Origin of the sequence: Staphylococcus agnetis, assembly GCF_011466855.1 — a bacterium.
Classification (GTDB): domain Bacteria; phylum Bacillota; class Bacilli; order Staphylococcales; family Staphylococcaceae; genus Staphylococcus; species Staphylococcus agnetis.
Map to the genome: position 1 here is coordinate 1,147,045 of NZ_CP045927.1, position 15,260 is coordinate 1,162,304.

A 15,260-nucleotide genomic window follows, 5' to 3' on the forward strand; every position below is an offset into this window, starting at 1 on the left:
ATCACTCAATCTTTATTTATATTACTTAAAACACCGTTAATAAAACGGTAGTGATCATCATCACTATATTGTTTAGCAAGTTCAATTGCTTCATTCATGATGACTTTCTTAGGTGTGTCGCTATGGATGATTTCGAAAGTAGCCATTCTTAAAATGATACGGTCTGTTTTTAATAATCTAGGAATCGTCCAACCTTTGAGGTGAGGTGATATTGTTTCGTCTAGAACTGATTCGTGATCTTTTACACCTGAAACGAGCCAATGGATAAAGTCGAAATCTAGGTCAGGATCATCTTCTTTAATAAAACGAATGGCCTCATCAATCGTAAGTTCTGAATTTTTTGTTTCTAATTGGAATAATGTTTGAAAAGCTTGACTTCTTGCTAGCTTTCTACTCATTTCATCTTCTCCATTTCATCATTTGTGCGGTCCATTATCGCTCATTTCAAGATGAGTGATATGGACATTGATTTGTTTAGGGGTTAAGGCAGTCATGTTTTTGATTGCACTATGGATAGCTTCTTGAATTTTTAAAGCAGTTTGTGAAATTTTAGTACCATATTTGAGTGAGCAATACACATTAAGATAAATTTCATTATCTATAATTTCTACTTTTACACCTTTACTTAAGTTTTTACGTCCTAATCTTTCCAATGTTTGGTTTCGAACATCAGTAAACATGCCTCGAACGCCATCAACTTCAGATACTGCAATACTGGCAATGACTGAAATAACTTCGGGTACTATTTCTACAGTTCCAAGATTTGGGTTAAAGTTTTCAACTGATTTAGCCATACGCTATCGCCTCCATAATGATTATGCTTCGTCGTTCATAATATCATAAATCTCTAAAAACTTAGTGCTGAAAAATCCTTCTCTGAATACAGGATGGCTTAGTAGTCGAATATGGAATGGAATGGTTGTATCGATACCCATTACTACAAATTCATTGAGAGCGCGTAACCCTGACATAATTGCTTCGTCGCGTGTCGGTTGATGTACAATTAATTTCGCTACCATTGAATCATAATAAGGTGGAATCATATAATTCGTGTAACATGCAGATTCAATACGTACGCCGTAGCCACCAGGTGTTAAATATTGAGATATTTTACCAGGAGATGGCATGAAATTTTTATAAGGATTTTCTGCATTAATTCGAAATTCAATTGCGTGCCCATTGATGTTTATATCTTCTTGTTTATAAGGTAACGTTTCACCCATGGCAACTTTAATTTGTAATTTTACTAAGTCTACTCCAGTGACCATTTCTGTTACAGGGTGCTCAACTTGAATGCGTGTGTTCATCTCCATAAAATAGAATTTATCTTCATCTAAATCATAAATGAATTCTATTGTCCCTGCATTGTAATACTCTACTGCCTTAGCGGCTCTTACGGCTGCGTCTCCCATTTCTTTACGCATTGCTTCTGACAAGATAGGAGAAGGTGCCTCTTCAACTAATTTTTGCATTCGACGTTGAATCGTACAATCTCGTTCACCTAAATGTATCACATTACCATGTTCATCACCCATGATTTGAATTTCAATATGTCGGAAGTTTTCAATGAATTTTTCTAAGTATAAACCGCCATTACCAAATGCTGTTTCCGCTTCTTGTTGCGTCATTTTATAGCCATTAATAAGTTCTTCCTCATTACGAGCTATACGAATTCCTTTACCGCCACCACCAGCTGTTGCTTTAATGATGACAGGGTAACCAATGGATTTAGCAGTAGCAACTGCACTATCAATACTTTCTACTAACCCATCACTACCAGGTACTACAGGTACATTTGCACGCTTCATTTCTTCCTTAGCGATGTCTTTAATACCCATTTTTTGGATAGACTTATAGCTAGGTCCAATGAATTTTAATTGTACTGCTTCACATAATTCTGCAAAGTCCCCGTTTTCAGCTAGAAATCCGTAACCAGGGTGAATGGCATCACATCCTGTAGACGTTGCTATTGATAAGATGTTAGGAATATTTAAATAAGAGTCTTTAGATTGTTTAGGACCAACACAATAGGCTTCATCGGCTAATTGAGTATGTAATGCATCTTTATCGCCTTCTGAATAAATCGCTACTGTTTGAATCCCCAGTTCGTGGCATGCACGAATAATTCGTACAGCAATCTCACCACGGTTCGCAATTAAAATTTTCTTCATATTATTTCACCTTAAATAATGCTTGGCCATACTCAACCATTTGTCCATCTTCAACAAGAATTTCTACGATTTCCCCTGTAACTTCTGCTTGAATTTCATTAAATAATTTCATTGCTTCTAAAATACATACTGTTGTATTTGCTGAAACTTGGTCCCCTACTTGTACATATGGATTTTCTTCTGGAGAAGGTGATTTATAAAATGTACCTACCATCGGTGCTGTAATTGTTTGTAGGTTATCTGTTTGAGGCGCTTCGTTATTTGTTGGTGCAGATGGTGCTGACGCTTCTTGAGCCGGTGCAACTACTGGTGTCTGAGAAACATGTGCAACCTGTTGTGTTACCACTTCTTTCTCTTTCTTTAAATTAACGATTGTACCTTTATCTTCAATATTAATTTCAGTTAAATTAGAGCAATCTAAGATTTCAATTAACTCTTTAATCTCTTTAAAATTCATAATGTTTCTCCCTTATGATTGAATTATTTCTATCTTACTATTTTACTTGAGGATATTGACCAATTCAAGCAAATACCCAATGTGAGCTACAGATAAAAAGGCTGGGACATCTTGTGTCCTAGCCCCTGTATGTCTTATTTGGACAAGAAATAAAATGAAAATTTTAAATCACATCTTGTCTTATTCATTTTATTATTATTGATTCATGTATTTCATACGCGCTTTTAGCCTTGAAAAAGGTGAGTCAACGTATACACATGCACAAGAATAATTACGCTCTTGATACATAACTTCCATCAGTTGTATTAATAACTAATGTATCACCCTCATTAACAAATAGAGGAACGTTTAATGTATAGCCTGTTTCTACAGTAGCGGATTTAGTCGCACCCGTAGCTGTATCACCTTTGATACCTGGTTCTGTTTCAGTTACTTCAAGCTCAACTGTTTTAGGTAGTTCTACACCAATTGTTTCACCTTCATAAGTTTGGATGTGAACGTCCATGTTTGCTTTTAGGAATTTTAATTCGTATTCTAAGTAATCTGTTGTTAATTCAGTTTGTTCAAAAGATTCATTGTCCATGAATACGTGATTGTCACCGTCAGCATATAAATATTGCATACGACGGTTTTCGATCATAGCAGGTTCAACTTTTTCACCTGCGCGGAATGTTTTTTCTTGAATCGCACCTGTACGTAAGTTTCGTAATTTTGATCTTACAAATGCTGAACCTTTACCTGGTTTAACGTGTTGAAATTCAATGACTTTCCAAATGCCATTATCAACTGAAATTGTTAAACCTGTTTTGAAATCATTTACTGAAATCATGAAATTTCCTCCTCAAGTATCACTCTTCTTATAAAATAATAAGGTCTTTTGTACAATTAGTAAAGCGTCTGCTTCCATTTTCTGTAATTAATATATCATCTTCTATTCTTACGCCACCCAATCCTTCTACATAAATACCGGGTTCAATTGTAACGACATGGTTGGGTTCTAACACTGTGTCAGATTTTGGCGATACATTTGGATACTCATGTACGTTAAGGCCGACACCATGACCTAATGAGTGTCCAAAATGTTTGCCGTAACCCGCTGCCTCTATTATATTTCGAGCGATTGAATCCACTTCTTTTCCAGTTAATCCAGGTCTAATTTGATTGACAGCTGTCATTTGGCTCTCAAGCACAATTTCATAAATTTCTTTCATTTGGGCACTTGGTTCACCTACTGCAAACGTACGTGTAATATCTGAAGCGTAGCCGTCATAATAAGCCCCAAAGTCTAATGTAACCATATCACCTCGTTCAATGACTTTATTGGAAGCAAGTCCATGAGGTAATGCACCTCGATAACCTGAAGCAACAATGGTATCAAATGACGTTTTTTCAGAACCTAAATGTAACATTTTACTTTCTAAATGAGCTTTGACGTCGATTTCAGTCATACCTGGTTCTACAATTTTTAATATGTATTGATAGGCTTCATCTACTATTTGAGCTGCTTTATCAATTGCTTTAATTTCGGATTCATCTTTAACCATTCGAATCAACTCAATTTCATCATCCAATGAAATCAGATCATGCTTACCTTTATCTAATGTTAAAAAAGTGTCATATGATACAAGGTGACTTTCAAAACCAACATGAGATAAATTTGCTTTGTCAATTTGGTAAAGCAGTTCTTCGTATAATGGTTTTGTATGCTGAATGATTTTAAATTGAGGTGCTTGTTTTGTGGCTTGTTCGATATATCTAAAGTCAGTGATGAGTAAATTCTGATCATGAGTGATAAGAAGTGCGCCACTAGTACCTTTAAAACCAGAAAGATAACGTCTGTTTAAATCAGATAGTACGATAATACCATCAAGCTGTTTCTTTTTCATAACTGCTTTTATTTTAGAAATTCTATTCTCCATACTGGAAATCCCCCTTATTTATTTGTGATTACTTCTATGATACCTTAAAATAAATAATTGTATAAAGAAAAACATTGAATTATAGGAGTCGCGTATGAAAAAGATAGCATTCGTTTGTATGGCATCCTCTCTCTTTTTAGCGAGTTGTGGAAGTCAAAATTTATTGCCATTAGAACAAAAAAGTACAAAATTAAGTGATGATAACCATGAACTAAAACTTGAAAACCAAGAACTTAAAAGTGAAATTTCTAAAAAACAACAAAAATTAAAAGCGTTGAATAAGGATAATGAAAATAAAGGTCAAGCGCAAAAAAATCAAACGATGACTAACTATTTAACATTGTCTTCAGATTATTATAAAGAGCTGACAAATCTTATCAATAATTATAATAAGATAGATAATGACATTTTGAAAAATAAGAAGAACAATGACGTAAGTGATCAACTGGATGCCATCATAAGTGACCATGACGATGCAGTAAAAACTTATGAGGATGGATTAGATGAAAAGGCTTTAAAAAAAGACAAAGAAATGAAAAAGCAAGACGAGGATATAAAAAAATTGCAAAAACAAATCAAATCTGCTTTTAATAAAATTAAATCAGGTTATGATCATAAAGATGAACAAAAAATTAGAGAAGGACGACAATCATTAACTCAATTAGAGGTAAATGTGAAGTCTACAGAAAATCATTAAAGGAGCATCAAGATGAGATTATTACAGACGATTTTGATTGGCTTTGTTGTTATAGTCGCTTTTATCGGTCTTATTTTTAATATCGATGCGTTTATATTTAGCATTGTGAATACACTCTTAATGTTATTACTCATAGTTGGTATTATCTATGCGATATACTACTTTTATTTTTTAACACCAGATCAACGTAAATATAAAAAAGCAGTTTGGAAAAATAAATGGAAACGAAGACGTTAAATTAAAAGATAACACGAGTAAAGCCATACAACAATGATGCTATCGGCCTTACTCGTGTTAATCTATTTACGGTATAAAAATTCATGTGATTTATATTTTTCACATAGTGCTTCAATTTCTTGATGTTGGGCCTCTGTTAATTCTAAAGGTTTAAATGTAATATCTAATCCCTTCTTAAAACCCTCAGCAAAGGCTTCTTCCATCTCCGACAAAGTAACGTTTTTATTTGAGAGGTCGTTAATGGCAATCGCTTTTTCAACAAAAGCTTCTTTCATTTTATTCTTTAAGCGATCATTTTTAAAAATGAACATATCAAACAAGTCATCTATATCAACATCTTGTAATATAGAACCGTGTTGTAATATAACTCCTTTTTGACGTGTTTGGGCGCTCCCGGCAATTTTTTTGCCTTCAACTACAAGTTCATACCAACTTGGCGCATCAAAACAAACCGAGCTTCTAGGTTGTTTTAATTTTTCACGTTCTTCTTTTGATTTAGGAACTGAAAAATATGCATCAAACCCTAGGCGTTTAAACCCTTCTAATAAACCTGTTGATATAATGCGATATGCCTCAGTCACAGTTTTAGGCATACGTGGGTGTGCTTCAGGCACGATGACACTATAAGTTAATTCTTTATCATGCAAAACACCCCGACCGCCAGTTTGTCTTCTCACTAGACCATAGCCCTTTTCTTTTACTTTAGAAATATCAATTTCTTTCTCAAGACGTTGAAAGTACCCAATTGAAAGCGTCGGTGGATCCCAAGTATAAAAACGTATAACTGGATCAATCTCTCCACGAGAGACAAAGTTTAAAAGCGCCTCATCAAAAGCCATATTATAATATGGATCGCGTCTCCCTGTATTTATAAAATGCCATGTTTCAGTCATACGTATGATTCCCCCATTACATCATATAAAATAATATTATGTTTAGTGATAAGTAGGAAATAATATCGTTAAAAAATTTTGATAAATTCCTGCTTCACCTTTATAATAATAATATCGGTATTTTAGGGAGGATGCAAGATGAGCAACGTTATGACAATTGCCATAATCGTCCTTGTAGCTGTCATCGCATGGATGTTATTAAACTTCTTCTTGAATAAAAAAGCAGTCAAAGAACTTAATCAAGATGAGTTTCAACAAGGTTTGCGTAAAGCGCAAGTGATTGATTTACGAGAAAAAGCAGATTATGATTACGGACATGTCAATGGTGCACGGAACATCCCGATGACTATGTTTCGTCAAAGATATCAAGGGCTTCGTAAAGACCAACCTATTTATTTGATTGATGCAAATGGTATTGCGAGTTACCGAGCGGCCCGTTCATTAAAGAAAAAAGGCTATAAGGATATTTATATGCTTAAAGGCGGCTATAAAAAATGGACAGGCAAAATCAAATCAAAGAAATAAGCGTTTACGAACGTGAGACATTTTACGGTCTCACGTTTTTTATGTAGATTTAATCATTACCTTAATTTCCATATGTATGTAAAAAGGACTAGAACGTTTATATGTGTTCTAGTCCTTTTTAATTAAAGTAATTTACGCTTTTTCAGCTTTTAAATCTTCAAATTTTAAAATTGGTTTACGTGCCGCTGTCGTCTCATCAAGACGATCGATAATTGTTGTATGAGGTGCTTCTAGCACTTTATCTGGATCTTCCTCTGCTTCTTTAGCAATTTGTAATAACGCATCACAGAAGTAATCTAAAGTTTCTTTAGATTCCGTTTCAGTAGGCTCGATCATCATACCTTCTTCAACGTTTAATGGGAAATAAACTGTTGGTGGATGTACACCAAAGTCTAATAAACGTTTCGCCATATCTAACGTACGCACACCCAATTTTTTCTGTTTAGATCCACTTAAAACAAATTCATGCTTACAGTATTGATCAAATGGAATAATAAATGCATCTTTTAAACGCGCTTTAATATAGTTCGCATTGAGTACAGCTGCTTCAGATACTTCTTTCAAACCTTTGTATCCCATAGTGCGGATATAAGTGTACGCACGTAAATAGATACCGAAGTTACCGTAGAATGGTTTGACACGTCCGATAGAATGTTCAATGTCATTATCATACACAAAACGATCGCCATCTTTTACAACAAGTGGTTTTGGTAAGAATTGACGTAATTCTTTCTTAACACCGATTGGGCCTGAACCCGGACCACCACCGCCATGTGGGCCAGTAAATGTTTTGTGTAAGTTAAGGTGAACGGCATCAAAGCCCATGTCACCGGGACGTACTTTATCCATGATGGCGTTTAAGTTGGCACCATCGTAATATAGTAAACCGCCAGCTTCATGTACGATGTCACGAATTTCCATAATATTCGTTTCAAAGATACCAAGTGTATTAGGATTAGTTAACATGATTGCAGCTGTTTTTTCACTAACAAGCTCTTTTAAGTGATCAATGTCTACTTCGCCTTTTTCATTTGATTTAACCGTAACCGCTTTAAAACCAGCAAAATGTGCTGACGCAGGGTTTGTACCATGAGCTGAGTCTGGAACTATCACTTCGTCTCGCTCTACGTCACCATTTTTTAAGTGATATGCTTTGAAAATCATGAGTGCTGTCCATTCACCATGAGCACCAGCAGCAGGTTGAAGTGAAATTTCATCCATTCCTGTAATTTCTTTTAATTCTTCTTGAAGACTGTAAATAATTTCAAGTGAACCTTGAACTTGATCAACATCTTGTAAGGGATGAGATTCAGTAAAACCGCCTAAACGTGCAACTTTTTCATTAATTTTAGGATTGTATTTCATCGTACATGAGCCGAGTGGATAGAAACCATTATCTACACCAAAGTTTTTATTAGACAATTCGGTATAGTGACGAACGAGGTCAAGTTCTGCTACTTCTGGAAATTCTGCTTTGTTTTTACGAATGAATTTTTGATCTAAAATTTTCTCTGCTACACCGTTGTTGATTTCTTTTGGTGGTAATGAATATGCAAATCTTCCTTCTTTAGAGCGTTCGAAAATTAATGGACTTGATTTACTTACCATTGAGCTCACCTGCTTTCTTAACAAATGTATCAATTTCATCTTTAGTACGTAATTCAGTTACGGCTACTAACATATGGTTTTCAAATTGCGCATCTACAACGCCTAAATCAAAACCACCGATGAAGCCTTCATCTAATAACTTTCTATTAATTTCTTCAATTGGTTGATTGAATTTAACAACGAACTCGTTGTAAGATGTGCCGTCTAGGACGTCAAACCCATTTTCTTTGAATTGGTCTTTGGCATAGTTTGCATTTTCAATATTTTGAATCGCTATGTCTTGAAGACCTTGTTTACCTAAAGCTGACATTGCAATTGAAGAAGCAAGTGCATTTAAAGCTTGGTTAGAACAAATATTTGAAGTCGCAGTTTCACGACGAATATGTTGTTCGCGAGCTTGTAAAGTTAAAACAAAACCTCTGTTACCATGGTCATCTTGTGTTTGCCCAACTAAACGACCAGGAATTTTACGCATTAGTTTTTTTGTAGTTGCGAAATAACCGCAGTGTGGGCCACCAAATTGAGAAGGAATACCAAATACTTGCGTATCACCCACAACGATATCAGCACCAAACTCACCTGGAGGTGTAAGCAATCCTAAAGCTAAAGGATTCGCGTATACGATAAATAATGCTTTTGTTCCTTCAATAAATGATTTAATTTGTTCTAAATCTTCTATCGATCCATAGAAGTTTGGATATTGAACAGCAACTGCAGCTGTATCTTCATCTACAACTTCTTTAAGTTTAGATAAATCAGTTATCGTACCATCTAAATCAACTTCAACGACTTCATATTGCTCGCGTATATTTGAATACGTGTGTAAAACTTGTAATGCTTGATAGTGCATACCTTTAGAAACTACGAGTTTTCTTTTTTTCGTTTTATCCCAAGCTAAAATACAAGCTTCAGCAAAACTAGTAATACCGTCATACATAGAAGAGTTAGCAACATCCATGCCTGTTAATTCACAAATCATCGTTTGGAATTCAAAAATAGCTTGTAATTCCCCTTGTGAAATTTCAGGTTGATATGGTGTATATGCAGTATAAAACTCTGAACGAGAAATCATTGCGTCAACTACTGATGGCGTATAATGATCATATACACCTGCACCTAAGAAACTTGTATGTGTTTCTTTAGTGATGTTTTTATTCGCAACTCGATTCAAACGTTTTAAAAGTTGTGTTTCAGGCTCTGCATCAGCAATGTTTAAATCTCTGTCTAAATAGACGTTTTTTGGAACATCTCCAAATAATTCCGAAATAGAATTTACGCCGATGGTATCTAACATTTCTTTTCTGTCTTTTTCAGTTAATGGTATATAACGATGACTCAATGTCTCCACCCCTATTTTTCAATTTGGTTTTTCTTAACGATTTTTGCTTTTACTTCGCGTTTACGCACTTGAACAGTAAGTTCTTTCCCCATCTCAAATTCACTACGTTCAATAAGACCTAAGCCGATAGAATGACCTGTTGAAGGTGATTGAGTACCAGATGTAACGATGCCAATTTCTTTACCCTCCGAATTTAAAATGGCATAACCAGTACGTGGAATACCTTTATCAATCATTCTTAAACCGACAGTACGACGTGGTGCCCCATTTTCTTTTTGTTCTTTTAAAACGGTTTTACCTACAAAATCGTCTTCGATTAATGGTTTAACAGCAAATGCAATTCCACCTTCATAAGGGGTAATATCTTCTGTTAAATCTTGACCATGTAATGGGAGACCAGCTTCTAAGCGTAATGTGTCACGAGCACCTAATCCACATGGCGTAACTGCTTCTTTAAGAAGTTCTTCCCATAAAGTTGTTGTATCTTCAGCTTTACAATAAATTTCAAAACCATCTTCACCCGTATATCCAGACTGAGACAGAATGACATTTTTACCCAATAAGTCAACGTTTTGTTTAAATTCAAACATTTTCATTTGACTTAAATCTTCAGATACATGTTTTTGTACGATTTCGCGTGCATGTGGACCTTGAATAGCTAGTTGTCCATATTGGTCAGAAACGTTTTGAACAGTAGCATCAAATGCATCTGCATGTTTTTGAATCCAATTGAAGTCTTTTTCTGTATTTGCAGCATTTACAACGAGTAAATATTTGTTGTCAGCCAATTTATAAGCAACTAAATCGTCGATAACGCCACCTTTTTCATTACATAATGTTGTATAGTGTGCGTTTTGTGTAGTGAGTAATGTCACATCATTAGTTAAAACATATTGAACTAATGCTTCTGCTTGCTTACCTTCAACTAAAATTTCCCCCATATGGCTTACATCAAATAAGCCAGCAGCTGAACGTACAGCATTATGTTCCTCTTTGATACTCGAAAATTGGACAGGCATTGCCCAACCACCAAATTCTACAATTTTCGCACCTGCATCAACATAATGTTGATATAATGGTGTCTGTTTTAAATTTTCCACCATGATACACCCTCCTCTTAATAATGAAAAAACAGGGAAGTAAAGTTACTTCCCTGTTGCGATACCTTCAGGAATGCGTCACAATATTATCCTTTTGCCTGAGAGATTCGTAAATAAATACTTGCTCCTTCGGCGATGGTATAAACCATTCTCTCTAATATTGATCATTCGCAAGTAGTGCTTGATATATTTCATTAAGAATTTCACTTGACTTATTATCAGTATTCACCTTAATGAATGCGATTTCATTATATCTTGAAATACGACTTAAATACAAGTTTTTTAAATTTGAAAACGATTTATTATGCGCATTTGGACGATTTTCATCATTTTCGATTCTTTCATGTAAAACTTCAAAAGGTGCATCTAACCATACGACTGTTTCGGCATATTGTTTTAATAAATTAAAGCTGTTTTCGTATTCAATGATGCCGCCGCCAGTAGCAATAATCTGAGGTGTAGACATATGGGCGCTCAACTGTTCAAATTCTAATTTGCGAAACCCTTGTTCTCCAAATGTTTTAAAGATTTGAGGAATCGTTTGTTGAGCGCTTTCTTCAATTTTAGCATCAAGGTCAATGAATGGTAAATTGAATTGTTCAGCTAACATTTTACCAATGGTAGTTTTACCAGACCCCATAAATCCTATTAATATAATAGATTTATTTCGAATGTTCAATATTACTCTTCCTTTCACTGACCAACGTGTCAATCGCTTTGTCATAATAGTCATTTAATGCATCTAATGCATTTAATTTTAAACTAAATACAACCAAATAAAAAGATGTAACGAGTAAATAAATACTGAATAATGCAAAAACAATTGGCAATGTAAAGCCTGACTTACAAAATAACTTCATGAGTACGTGTACCATGTCCTTCTTTATATTTAACCCTCATTATAATATGACGGTCTTCTCGATAAAAATTTAAAGCCAATACATCATTAAACATGGTGATATTCCCTTTATTATTGACTGATTTAACAATTTTAGAATTTTCAAATGAATAAGAAATAGTTTCAACTTTATAAGGAATTGTTAATTTAGATTGATTAACTGAAATAATTTTATGATCTACTAAATGAACGGTTTGACCTATTTCTCTAATCATCATTTCTAAAGTATATGTTCGGTCATGTATAAGTAATGATTTAAATTGAAATAGAACTACAATACAAATAGGCACTAATGTTATTATGATTGAAAATATTGAAAAACCAACTAAGGTTTCGATTAATGTAAATCCTTTACTTTGCGATACAAAGATTTTTATTCGTTTGGGTGTCAGTAATGCAGTACTGTTTCGCAGTTTGTTTATATTCATAATGATTTATTCGTATCAACTCCTCTGTGGGATTATTTTTTAAAATATTATATAACGAGCGTTTGAGTGCCAGTTGGTGCATAGATTGAATATATGTTGATTGAAGTTGATGAATAAGAGGGATAAAAGAGGAACAAATTAATATAACAATCATCATACTAAAAAGTGACTCTAAAAAGATATAACCCTTTTTATTTTTCGAAAGAGACACGGTATCTCCCCTGTTCGATGTGAAATATAAGCGAAAAATTTGTTTGTTTGTATGAGAAAAAAAGAGTGCCAAATTTTGAGATCTTTCCATTTGAACTAAAATTTAAATAGTCTAGATTTGAACGATGGCTTAAAATAAGTGGTTTAAGTGAAACATATGTGGGTGCATTATCACCAATTTTTACTTTAATATCATTATGATACGGTCTGAATAGTAATAATACAGGTTGCTCTTTCTTTATAGCTAAAGATTGATAAAAATCGATTCTACTTGTTAATAAAGCGATTTGTGCGTCTAAATCTGATGGTTGATTATTATTCGAATGTTGAACTACTGTCAAAAAAATCACTGTAGATATTATAGATAGAACGAGCATAGTTTCAATTAATGTAAAGGCGTGTTTACGATGCAATAGCCTCGCCACCACGGATTGTGATGCTTTCACCACTTTTACAATTCTTTTGATTCTCCTTAATATAACCTTCTTGAACAAGTTCTTCTATAGTTGCTGGTTTACGATTGTATTTTAATGTATATGCTTCTATTTGACTGTCAACAAGTTTAAGTTGTGCAACACATCCTGTTTTTTGAATGTGTTCAGATTGTTTAGCTATGTTTGGGATAATTAAAATTAATAAAACGCTAATAATCAGTAATACAAGCAACATTTCAATTAGCGTGAATCCTTTTTTATTTTTTAGCATGTGAATCATTCTTAACATTATAAATCCTCCTAATTTTGAATGGTTTGCATCATATTAAATATAGGTAACATCATGACTAAGTAGACAGATAAAATCAGTAAACCAATGAGCCCGAACATGACAGGTTGAATATAGCTAATGTGTTTTTTTATAAAAGATTCAATGTGATCCATAAGGAATTGTGAATATACTAATAATTCTATATCTAATTTGTCGCGTTTTTCTCCTTGTTCAATATATGAAATAAATTGGGCTTCAAAACATTGAAATTGACGCATGATTTCAGAAAGTGTGCTCCCATTTTGCAAAGAAGTAGATATAGTAGCGCCTAAATATTGGAGGAAACGATTTTCTTTTTGTTGACTATAAATATAAACAATTTGATTAAATGTAATACCATTTTTGAAAAATAATGCGAATTGATTCGTAATTTGGTACGTTATAAATAAACGGTAATATTTATGGAATATTGGGAGATGTGATAAAATTTGAATTTGTTTGGAGATCGTTAGTTTGCTAAGCCATTGTTTAAATAAATAATAAGCAGTAGTGATCATCAATAGTAGTATTATAAAGATATAAGGTAAGTACTCAATACTTTTTCTTAAAATAAATTGAAGTACGTCTTCTTTTAAATCCATAGATTGATACATAGATTGAAATTCAGGCATCACTGTCTGATTCAAAATTACAATTAACACCATAAAAATAGTAAGTAAAATGACGGGATACTGAATGCTTTTATAAAATTGTTTCATTAAAATTTGGTTTTGTTTATAGTACGCGTGGCACTGTTTTAACGTGTTTGGAAGCGCACTGTATTGCTCCGCGAAATAAAGTTGCATTAGAATTGTTTCTGGGTATTTCAAGAACTTGAATAAATCATAACACGTACTTCCTCGTTGCAATAACTGATTGAATTGCTTATTAATCAATGCATTTTTAATATTAAGTTGACCATAGAGAAAATTCATGGCTTCGACTAAAGTAAACCCATGTTCAAGCAGTGCATATAAACGTATCATTAGAGTGAGATGGTGTTTTTTTATTTGCCGCATATTAACTCTATTTTTGATATTTTCTAAGTGTGTGCGCATCTATCTCTCCTTTCTTTTGTAAATCATTAAGTTTGTCATTTAGACTTTTAAAGTTTTTAGGAAGTAAAAAATTATGGTTTAAAAAGTATTGAATATCTTCTTGAGACATTAACTCGTAGACTAAGCGTCTTGAATGATTATTAGTTGTAATTAACCTTTGATTTACAATTAAGTTGAGTGCCTGAATTAAATCTTGTTTAGTTATCCCCATTTCGATTAGTCGTAACAACACACCTTGACAATCATTTGCATGAATGGTCGATAAAACTAAGTGTCCGCTTAAACTTGCTTGAATCACTTCCTTAGCAATTAATCCATCTCTAATTTCACCAATCAAGATAACGTCGGGATCGCAACGTAAAATAGCCTTTAATGAGTTGCCATATGTGATATCAGCTTTTTCATTTACTGAAATCTGAGTTACACCATTTAGCAATTGTTCGACAGGATCTTCGATAGTAATGATATTTAAATTGAGTTTTTCTTTTGCATAAACCACCATTTGGTACATTAATGTACTCTTGCCAGCACCAGTAGGACCACTAAATAAAATTAAACCTTGTTTCTTTTCCATAATTCTTTGTATATCATGTGCAGTTTGGTTGAAATCTGCTTGAAAAAGTTGAGGTGTGATACGAATCACGCAACTTTCAGAACCTAAATTTAGAGGTAGAGTTGATACACGTAAATAGTATAAAGTCTCAAATTCGTAAATGTAACGACCGCTTTGTGCTTTATGTCTTGAGGAAACATCAAGGCCTGCTTTGAATTTTAATAATGTTAACAATTTTTGATACGTTTCTAAATTTAATGTGTCAAAACATTGCAAATGATCTTTAACTCTTAGCTTGACCTCTACTTGTGATGAATTAGGGATAAAATGGATATCAGACGCCTCATGTTTAATAGCATATTGAACAACATGATCAATTAATAGTTGCATTAAAAATCACCTCTCACATATATACACGTAAGA

20 protein-coding genes and 1 riboswitch are annotated in these 15,260 nt (G+C 33.7%); of the genes, 3 read left to right on the top strand and 17 right to left on the bottom strand.

From position 1 onward, the window contains the following. Positions 1–5 precede the first annotated feature (5 nt). The 6 genes from nusB to GJE18_RS05695 all read right to left on the bottom strand — a co-directional run bounded on the left by nusB (position 6) and on the right by GJE18_RS05695 (position 4,547). Positions 6–398: a transcription antitermination factor NusB gene (gene nusB / locus GJE18_RS05670; protein ID WP_060551115.1), complete on the bottom strand. Its 393-nt coding sequence runs from the start codon at positions 396–398 to the stop codon at positions 6–8. An 18-nt stretch (positions 399–416) separates the two neighbouring features. Then, positions 417–794 (bottom strand): Asp23/Gls24 family envelope stress response protein, encoded by a 378-nt coding sequence (locus GJE18_RS05675; protein ID WP_037567708.1) that lies wholly within the window; start codon positions 792–794, stop codon positions 417–419. 21 nt (positions 795–815) lie between these two features. Beyond that, complete coding sequence (gene accC / locus GJE18_RS05680) at positions 816–2,171, bottom strand: acetyl-CoA carboxylase biotin carboxylase subunit (RefSeq protein WP_037567707.1); 1,356 nt, start codon at positions 2,169–2,171, stop codon at positions 816–818. Position 2,172: 1 nt separating this feature from the next. Beyond that, a complete protein-coding gene (accB, locus tag GJE18_RS05685) occupies positions 2,173–2,628 on the bottom strand; it encodes an acetyl-CoA carboxylase biotin carboxyl carrier protein (protein WP_107368857.1) in 456 nt (151 codons plus the stop codon). 271 nt (positions 2,629–2,899) lie between these two features. Continuing rightward, positions 2,900–3,457, bottom strand: coding sequence for an elongation factor P (gene efp, locus GJE18_RS05690; RefSeq protein WP_037567705.1), 558 nt, complete (start codon positions 3,455–3,457; stop codon positions 2,900–2,902). A 28-nt stretch (positions 3,458–3,485) separates the two neighbouring features. Then, on the bottom strand, positions 3,486–4,547 hold the full coding sequence (locus GJE18_RS05695) for a M24 family metallopeptidase (RefSeq protein ID WP_107368858.1): 1,062 nt from the start codon (positions 4,545–4,547) through the stop codon (positions 3,486–3,488). A gap of 94 nt (positions 4,548–4,641) precedes the next feature. Between GJE18_RS05695 and GJE18_RS05700 the strand changes: the two genes are divergently transcribed. Both GJE18_RS05700 and GJE18_RS05705 read left to right on the top strand, forming a co-directional pair. Beyond that, the gene (locus tag GJE18_RS05700) at positions 4,642–5,244 is read left to right on the top strand and encodes a hypothetical protein (protein ID WP_060551118.1); all 603 of its coding nucleotides are present in this window, start codon (positions 4,642–4,644) and stop codon (positions 5,242–5,244) included. Between the two features lie 12 nt (positions 5,245–5,256). Beyond that, positions 5,257–5,481 (top strand): SA1362 family protein, encoded by a 225-nt coding sequence (locus GJE18_RS05705; RefSeq protein WP_060551119.1) that lies wholly within the window; start codon positions 5,257–5,259, stop codon positions 5,479–5,481. A 62-nt stretch (positions 5,482–5,543) separates the two neighbouring features. Here GJE18_RS05705 and GJE18_RS05710 read toward each other — a convergent pair whose 3' ends face one another. Next, positions 5,544–6,374 carry a lipoate--protein ligase family protein gene (locus GJE18_RS05710; RefSeq protein WP_060551120.1) on the bottom strand — a complete coding sequence of 277 codons (831 nt, stop codon included), beginning with the start codon at positions 6,372–6,374 and terminating at the stop codon, positions 5,544–5,546. A gap of 138 nt (positions 6,375–6,512) precedes the next feature. On the opposite strand from GJE18_RS05710, the gene GJE18_RS05715 reads away from it, so the two are divergent. Then, positions 6,513–6,899 (top strand): rhodanese-like domain-containing protein, encoded by a 387-nt coding sequence (locus tag GJE18_RS05715; protein WP_037567699.1) that lies wholly within the window; start codon positions 6,513–6,515, stop codon positions 6,897–6,899. 132 nt (positions 6,900–7,031) lie between these two features. On the opposite strand, the gene gcvPB is transcribed toward GJE18_RS05715, so the two are convergent. The 10 genes from gcvPB to comGA form a co-directional block, all read right to left on the bottom strand. After that, positions 7,032–8,507, bottom strand: a complete 1,476-nt coding sequence (gene gcvPB, locus GJE18_RS05720; RefSeq protein WP_037567698.1) for an aminomethyl-transferring glycine dehydrogenase subunit GcvPB — start codon at positions 8,505–8,507, stop codon at positions 7,032–7,034. Then, positions 8,497–9,846, bottom strand: coding sequence for an aminomethyl-transferring glycine dehydrogenase subunit GcvPA (gene gcvPA, locus GJE18_RS05725; protein ID WP_060551122.1), 1,350 nt, complete (start codon positions 9,844–9,846; stop codon positions 8,497–8,499). Before gcvPA ends, gcvPB begins: the two co-directional genes overlap by 11 nt. Before the next feature lie 11 nt (positions 9,847–9,857). Further along, positions 9,858–10,949, bottom strand: a complete 1,092-nt coding sequence (gcvT, locus tag GJE18_RS05730; RefSeq protein WP_107396908.1) for a glycine cleavage system aminomethyltransferase GcvT — start codon at positions 10,947–10,949, stop codon at positions 9,858–9,860. Between the two features lie 73 nt (positions 10,950–11,022). Beyond that, positions 11,023–11,114, bottom strand: a riboswitch (glycine riboswitch). Continuing rightward, entirely contained in the window at positions 11,101–11,670 is a 570-nt protein-coding gene (locus GJE18_RS05735; protein ID WP_107368917.1) for a shikimate kinase, read from the bottom strand. (Overlaps the previous riboswitch by 14 nt.) Further along, complete coding sequence (locus GJE18_RS05740) at positions 11,609–11,806, bottom strand: hypothetical protein (protein WP_037567695.1); 198 nt, start codon at positions 11,804–11,806, stop codon at positions 11,609–11,611. The genes GJE18_RS05735 and GJE18_RS05740 overlap by 62 nt, the downstream gene beginning before the upstream one ends. Beyond that, positions 11,790–12,272: a competence type IV pilus minor pilin ComGF gene (locus GJE18_RS05745; protein ID WP_107368914.1), complete on the bottom strand. Its 483-nt coding sequence runs from the start codon at positions 12,270–12,272 to the stop codon at positions 11,790–11,792. The genes GJE18_RS05740 and GJE18_RS05745 overlap by 17 nt, the downstream gene beginning before the upstream one ends. A gap of 191 nt (positions 12,273–12,463) precedes the next feature. Then, positions 12,464–12,895, bottom strand: coding sequence for a competence type IV pilus minor pilin ComGD (comGD, locus tag GJE18_RS05750; protein ID WP_225906114.1), 432 nt, complete (start codon positions 12,893–12,895; stop codon positions 12,464–12,466). Next, positions 12,885–13,196, bottom strand: a complete 312-nt coding sequence (gene comGC / locus GJE18_RS05755) for a competence type IV pilus major pilin ComGC (protein ID WP_165886175.1) — start codon at positions 13,194–13,196, stop codon at positions 12,885–12,887. The genes comGD and comGC overlap by 11 nt, the downstream gene beginning before the upstream one ends. Before the next feature lie 20 nt (positions 13,197–13,216). After that, positions 13,217–14,284, bottom strand: a complete 1,068-nt coding sequence (gene comGB / locus GJE18_RS05760) for a competence type IV pilus assembly protein ComGB (protein ID WP_107368913.1) — start codon at positions 14,282–14,284, stop codon at positions 13,217–13,219. Next, entirely contained in the window at positions 14,253–15,227 is a 975-nt protein-coding gene (gene comGA, locus GJE18_RS05765) for a competence type IV pilus ATPase ComGA (protein WP_060551125.1), read from the bottom strand. Before comGA ends, comGB begins: the two co-directional genes overlap by 32 nt. Positions 15,228–15,260 lie beyond the last annotated feature (33 nt).

Coding starts and splice junctions, on each gene's coding strand:
- nusB (WP_060551115.1), bottom strand. CDS start 398: ATGAGTAGAAAGCTAGCAAGAAGTCAAGCTTTTCAAACATTATTCCAA.
- GJE18_RS05675 (WP_037567708.1), bottom strand. CDS start 794: ATGGCTAAATCAGTTGAAAACTTTAACCCAAATCTTGGAACTGTAGAA.
- accC (WP_037567707.1), bottom strand. CDS start 2,171: ATGAAGAAAATTTTAATTGCGAACCGTGGTGAGATTGCTGTACGAATT.
- accB (WP_107368857.1), bottom strand. CDS start 2,628: ATGAATTTTAAAGAGATTAAAGAGTTAATTGAAATCTTAGATTGCTCT.
- efp (WP_037567705.1), bottom strand. CDS start 3,457: ATGATTTCAGTAAATGATTTCAAAACAGGTTTAACAATTTCAGTTGAT.
- GJE18_RS05695 (WP_107368858.1), bottom strand. CDS start 4,547: ATGGAGAATAGAATTTCTAAAATAAAAGCAGTTATGAAAAAGAAACAG.
- GJE18_RS05700 (WP_060551118.1), top strand. CDS start 4,642: ATGAAAAAGATAGCATTCGTTTGTATGGCATCCTCTCTCTTTTTAGCG.
- GJE18_RS05705 (WP_060551119.1), top strand. CDS start 5,257: ATGAGATTATTACAGACGATTTTGATTGGCTTTGTTGTTATAGTCGCT.
- GJE18_RS05710 (WP_060551120.1), bottom strand. CDS start 6,374: ATGACTGAAACATGGCATTTTATAAATACAGGGAGACGCGATCCATAT.
- GJE18_RS05715 (WP_037567699.1), top strand. CDS start 6,513: ATGAGCAACGTTATGACAATTGCCATAATCGTCCTTGTAGCTGTCATC.
- gcvPB (WP_037567698.1), bottom strand. CDS start 8,507: ATGGTAAGTAAATCAAGTCCATTAATTTTCGAACGCTCTAAAGAAGGA.
- gcvT (WP_107396908.1), bottom strand. CDS start 10,949: ATGGTGGAAAATTTAAAACAGACACCATTATATCAACATTATGTTGAT.
- GJE18_RS05735 (WP_107368917.1), bottom strand. CDS start 11,670: ATGACAAAGCGATTGACACGTTGGTCAGTGAAAGGAAGAGTAATATTG.
- GJE18_RS05740 (WP_037567695.1), bottom strand. CDS start 11,806: ATGAAGTTATTTTGTAAGTCAGGCTTTACATTGCCAATTGTTTTTGCA.
- GJE18_RS05745 (WP_107368914.1), bottom strand. CDS start 12,272: ATGAATATAAACAAACTGCGAAACAGTACTGCATTACTGACACCCAAA.
- comGC (WP_165886175.1), bottom strand. CDS start 13,196: ATGATTCACATGCTAAAAAATAAAAAAGGATTCACGCTAATTGAAATG.
- comGB (WP_107368913.1), bottom strand. CDS start 14,284: ATGCGCACACACTTAGAAAATATCAAAAATAGAGTTAATATGCGGCAA.
- comGA (WP_060551125.1), bottom strand. CDS start 15,227: ATGCAACTATTAATTGATCATGTTGTTCAATATGCTATTAAACATGAG.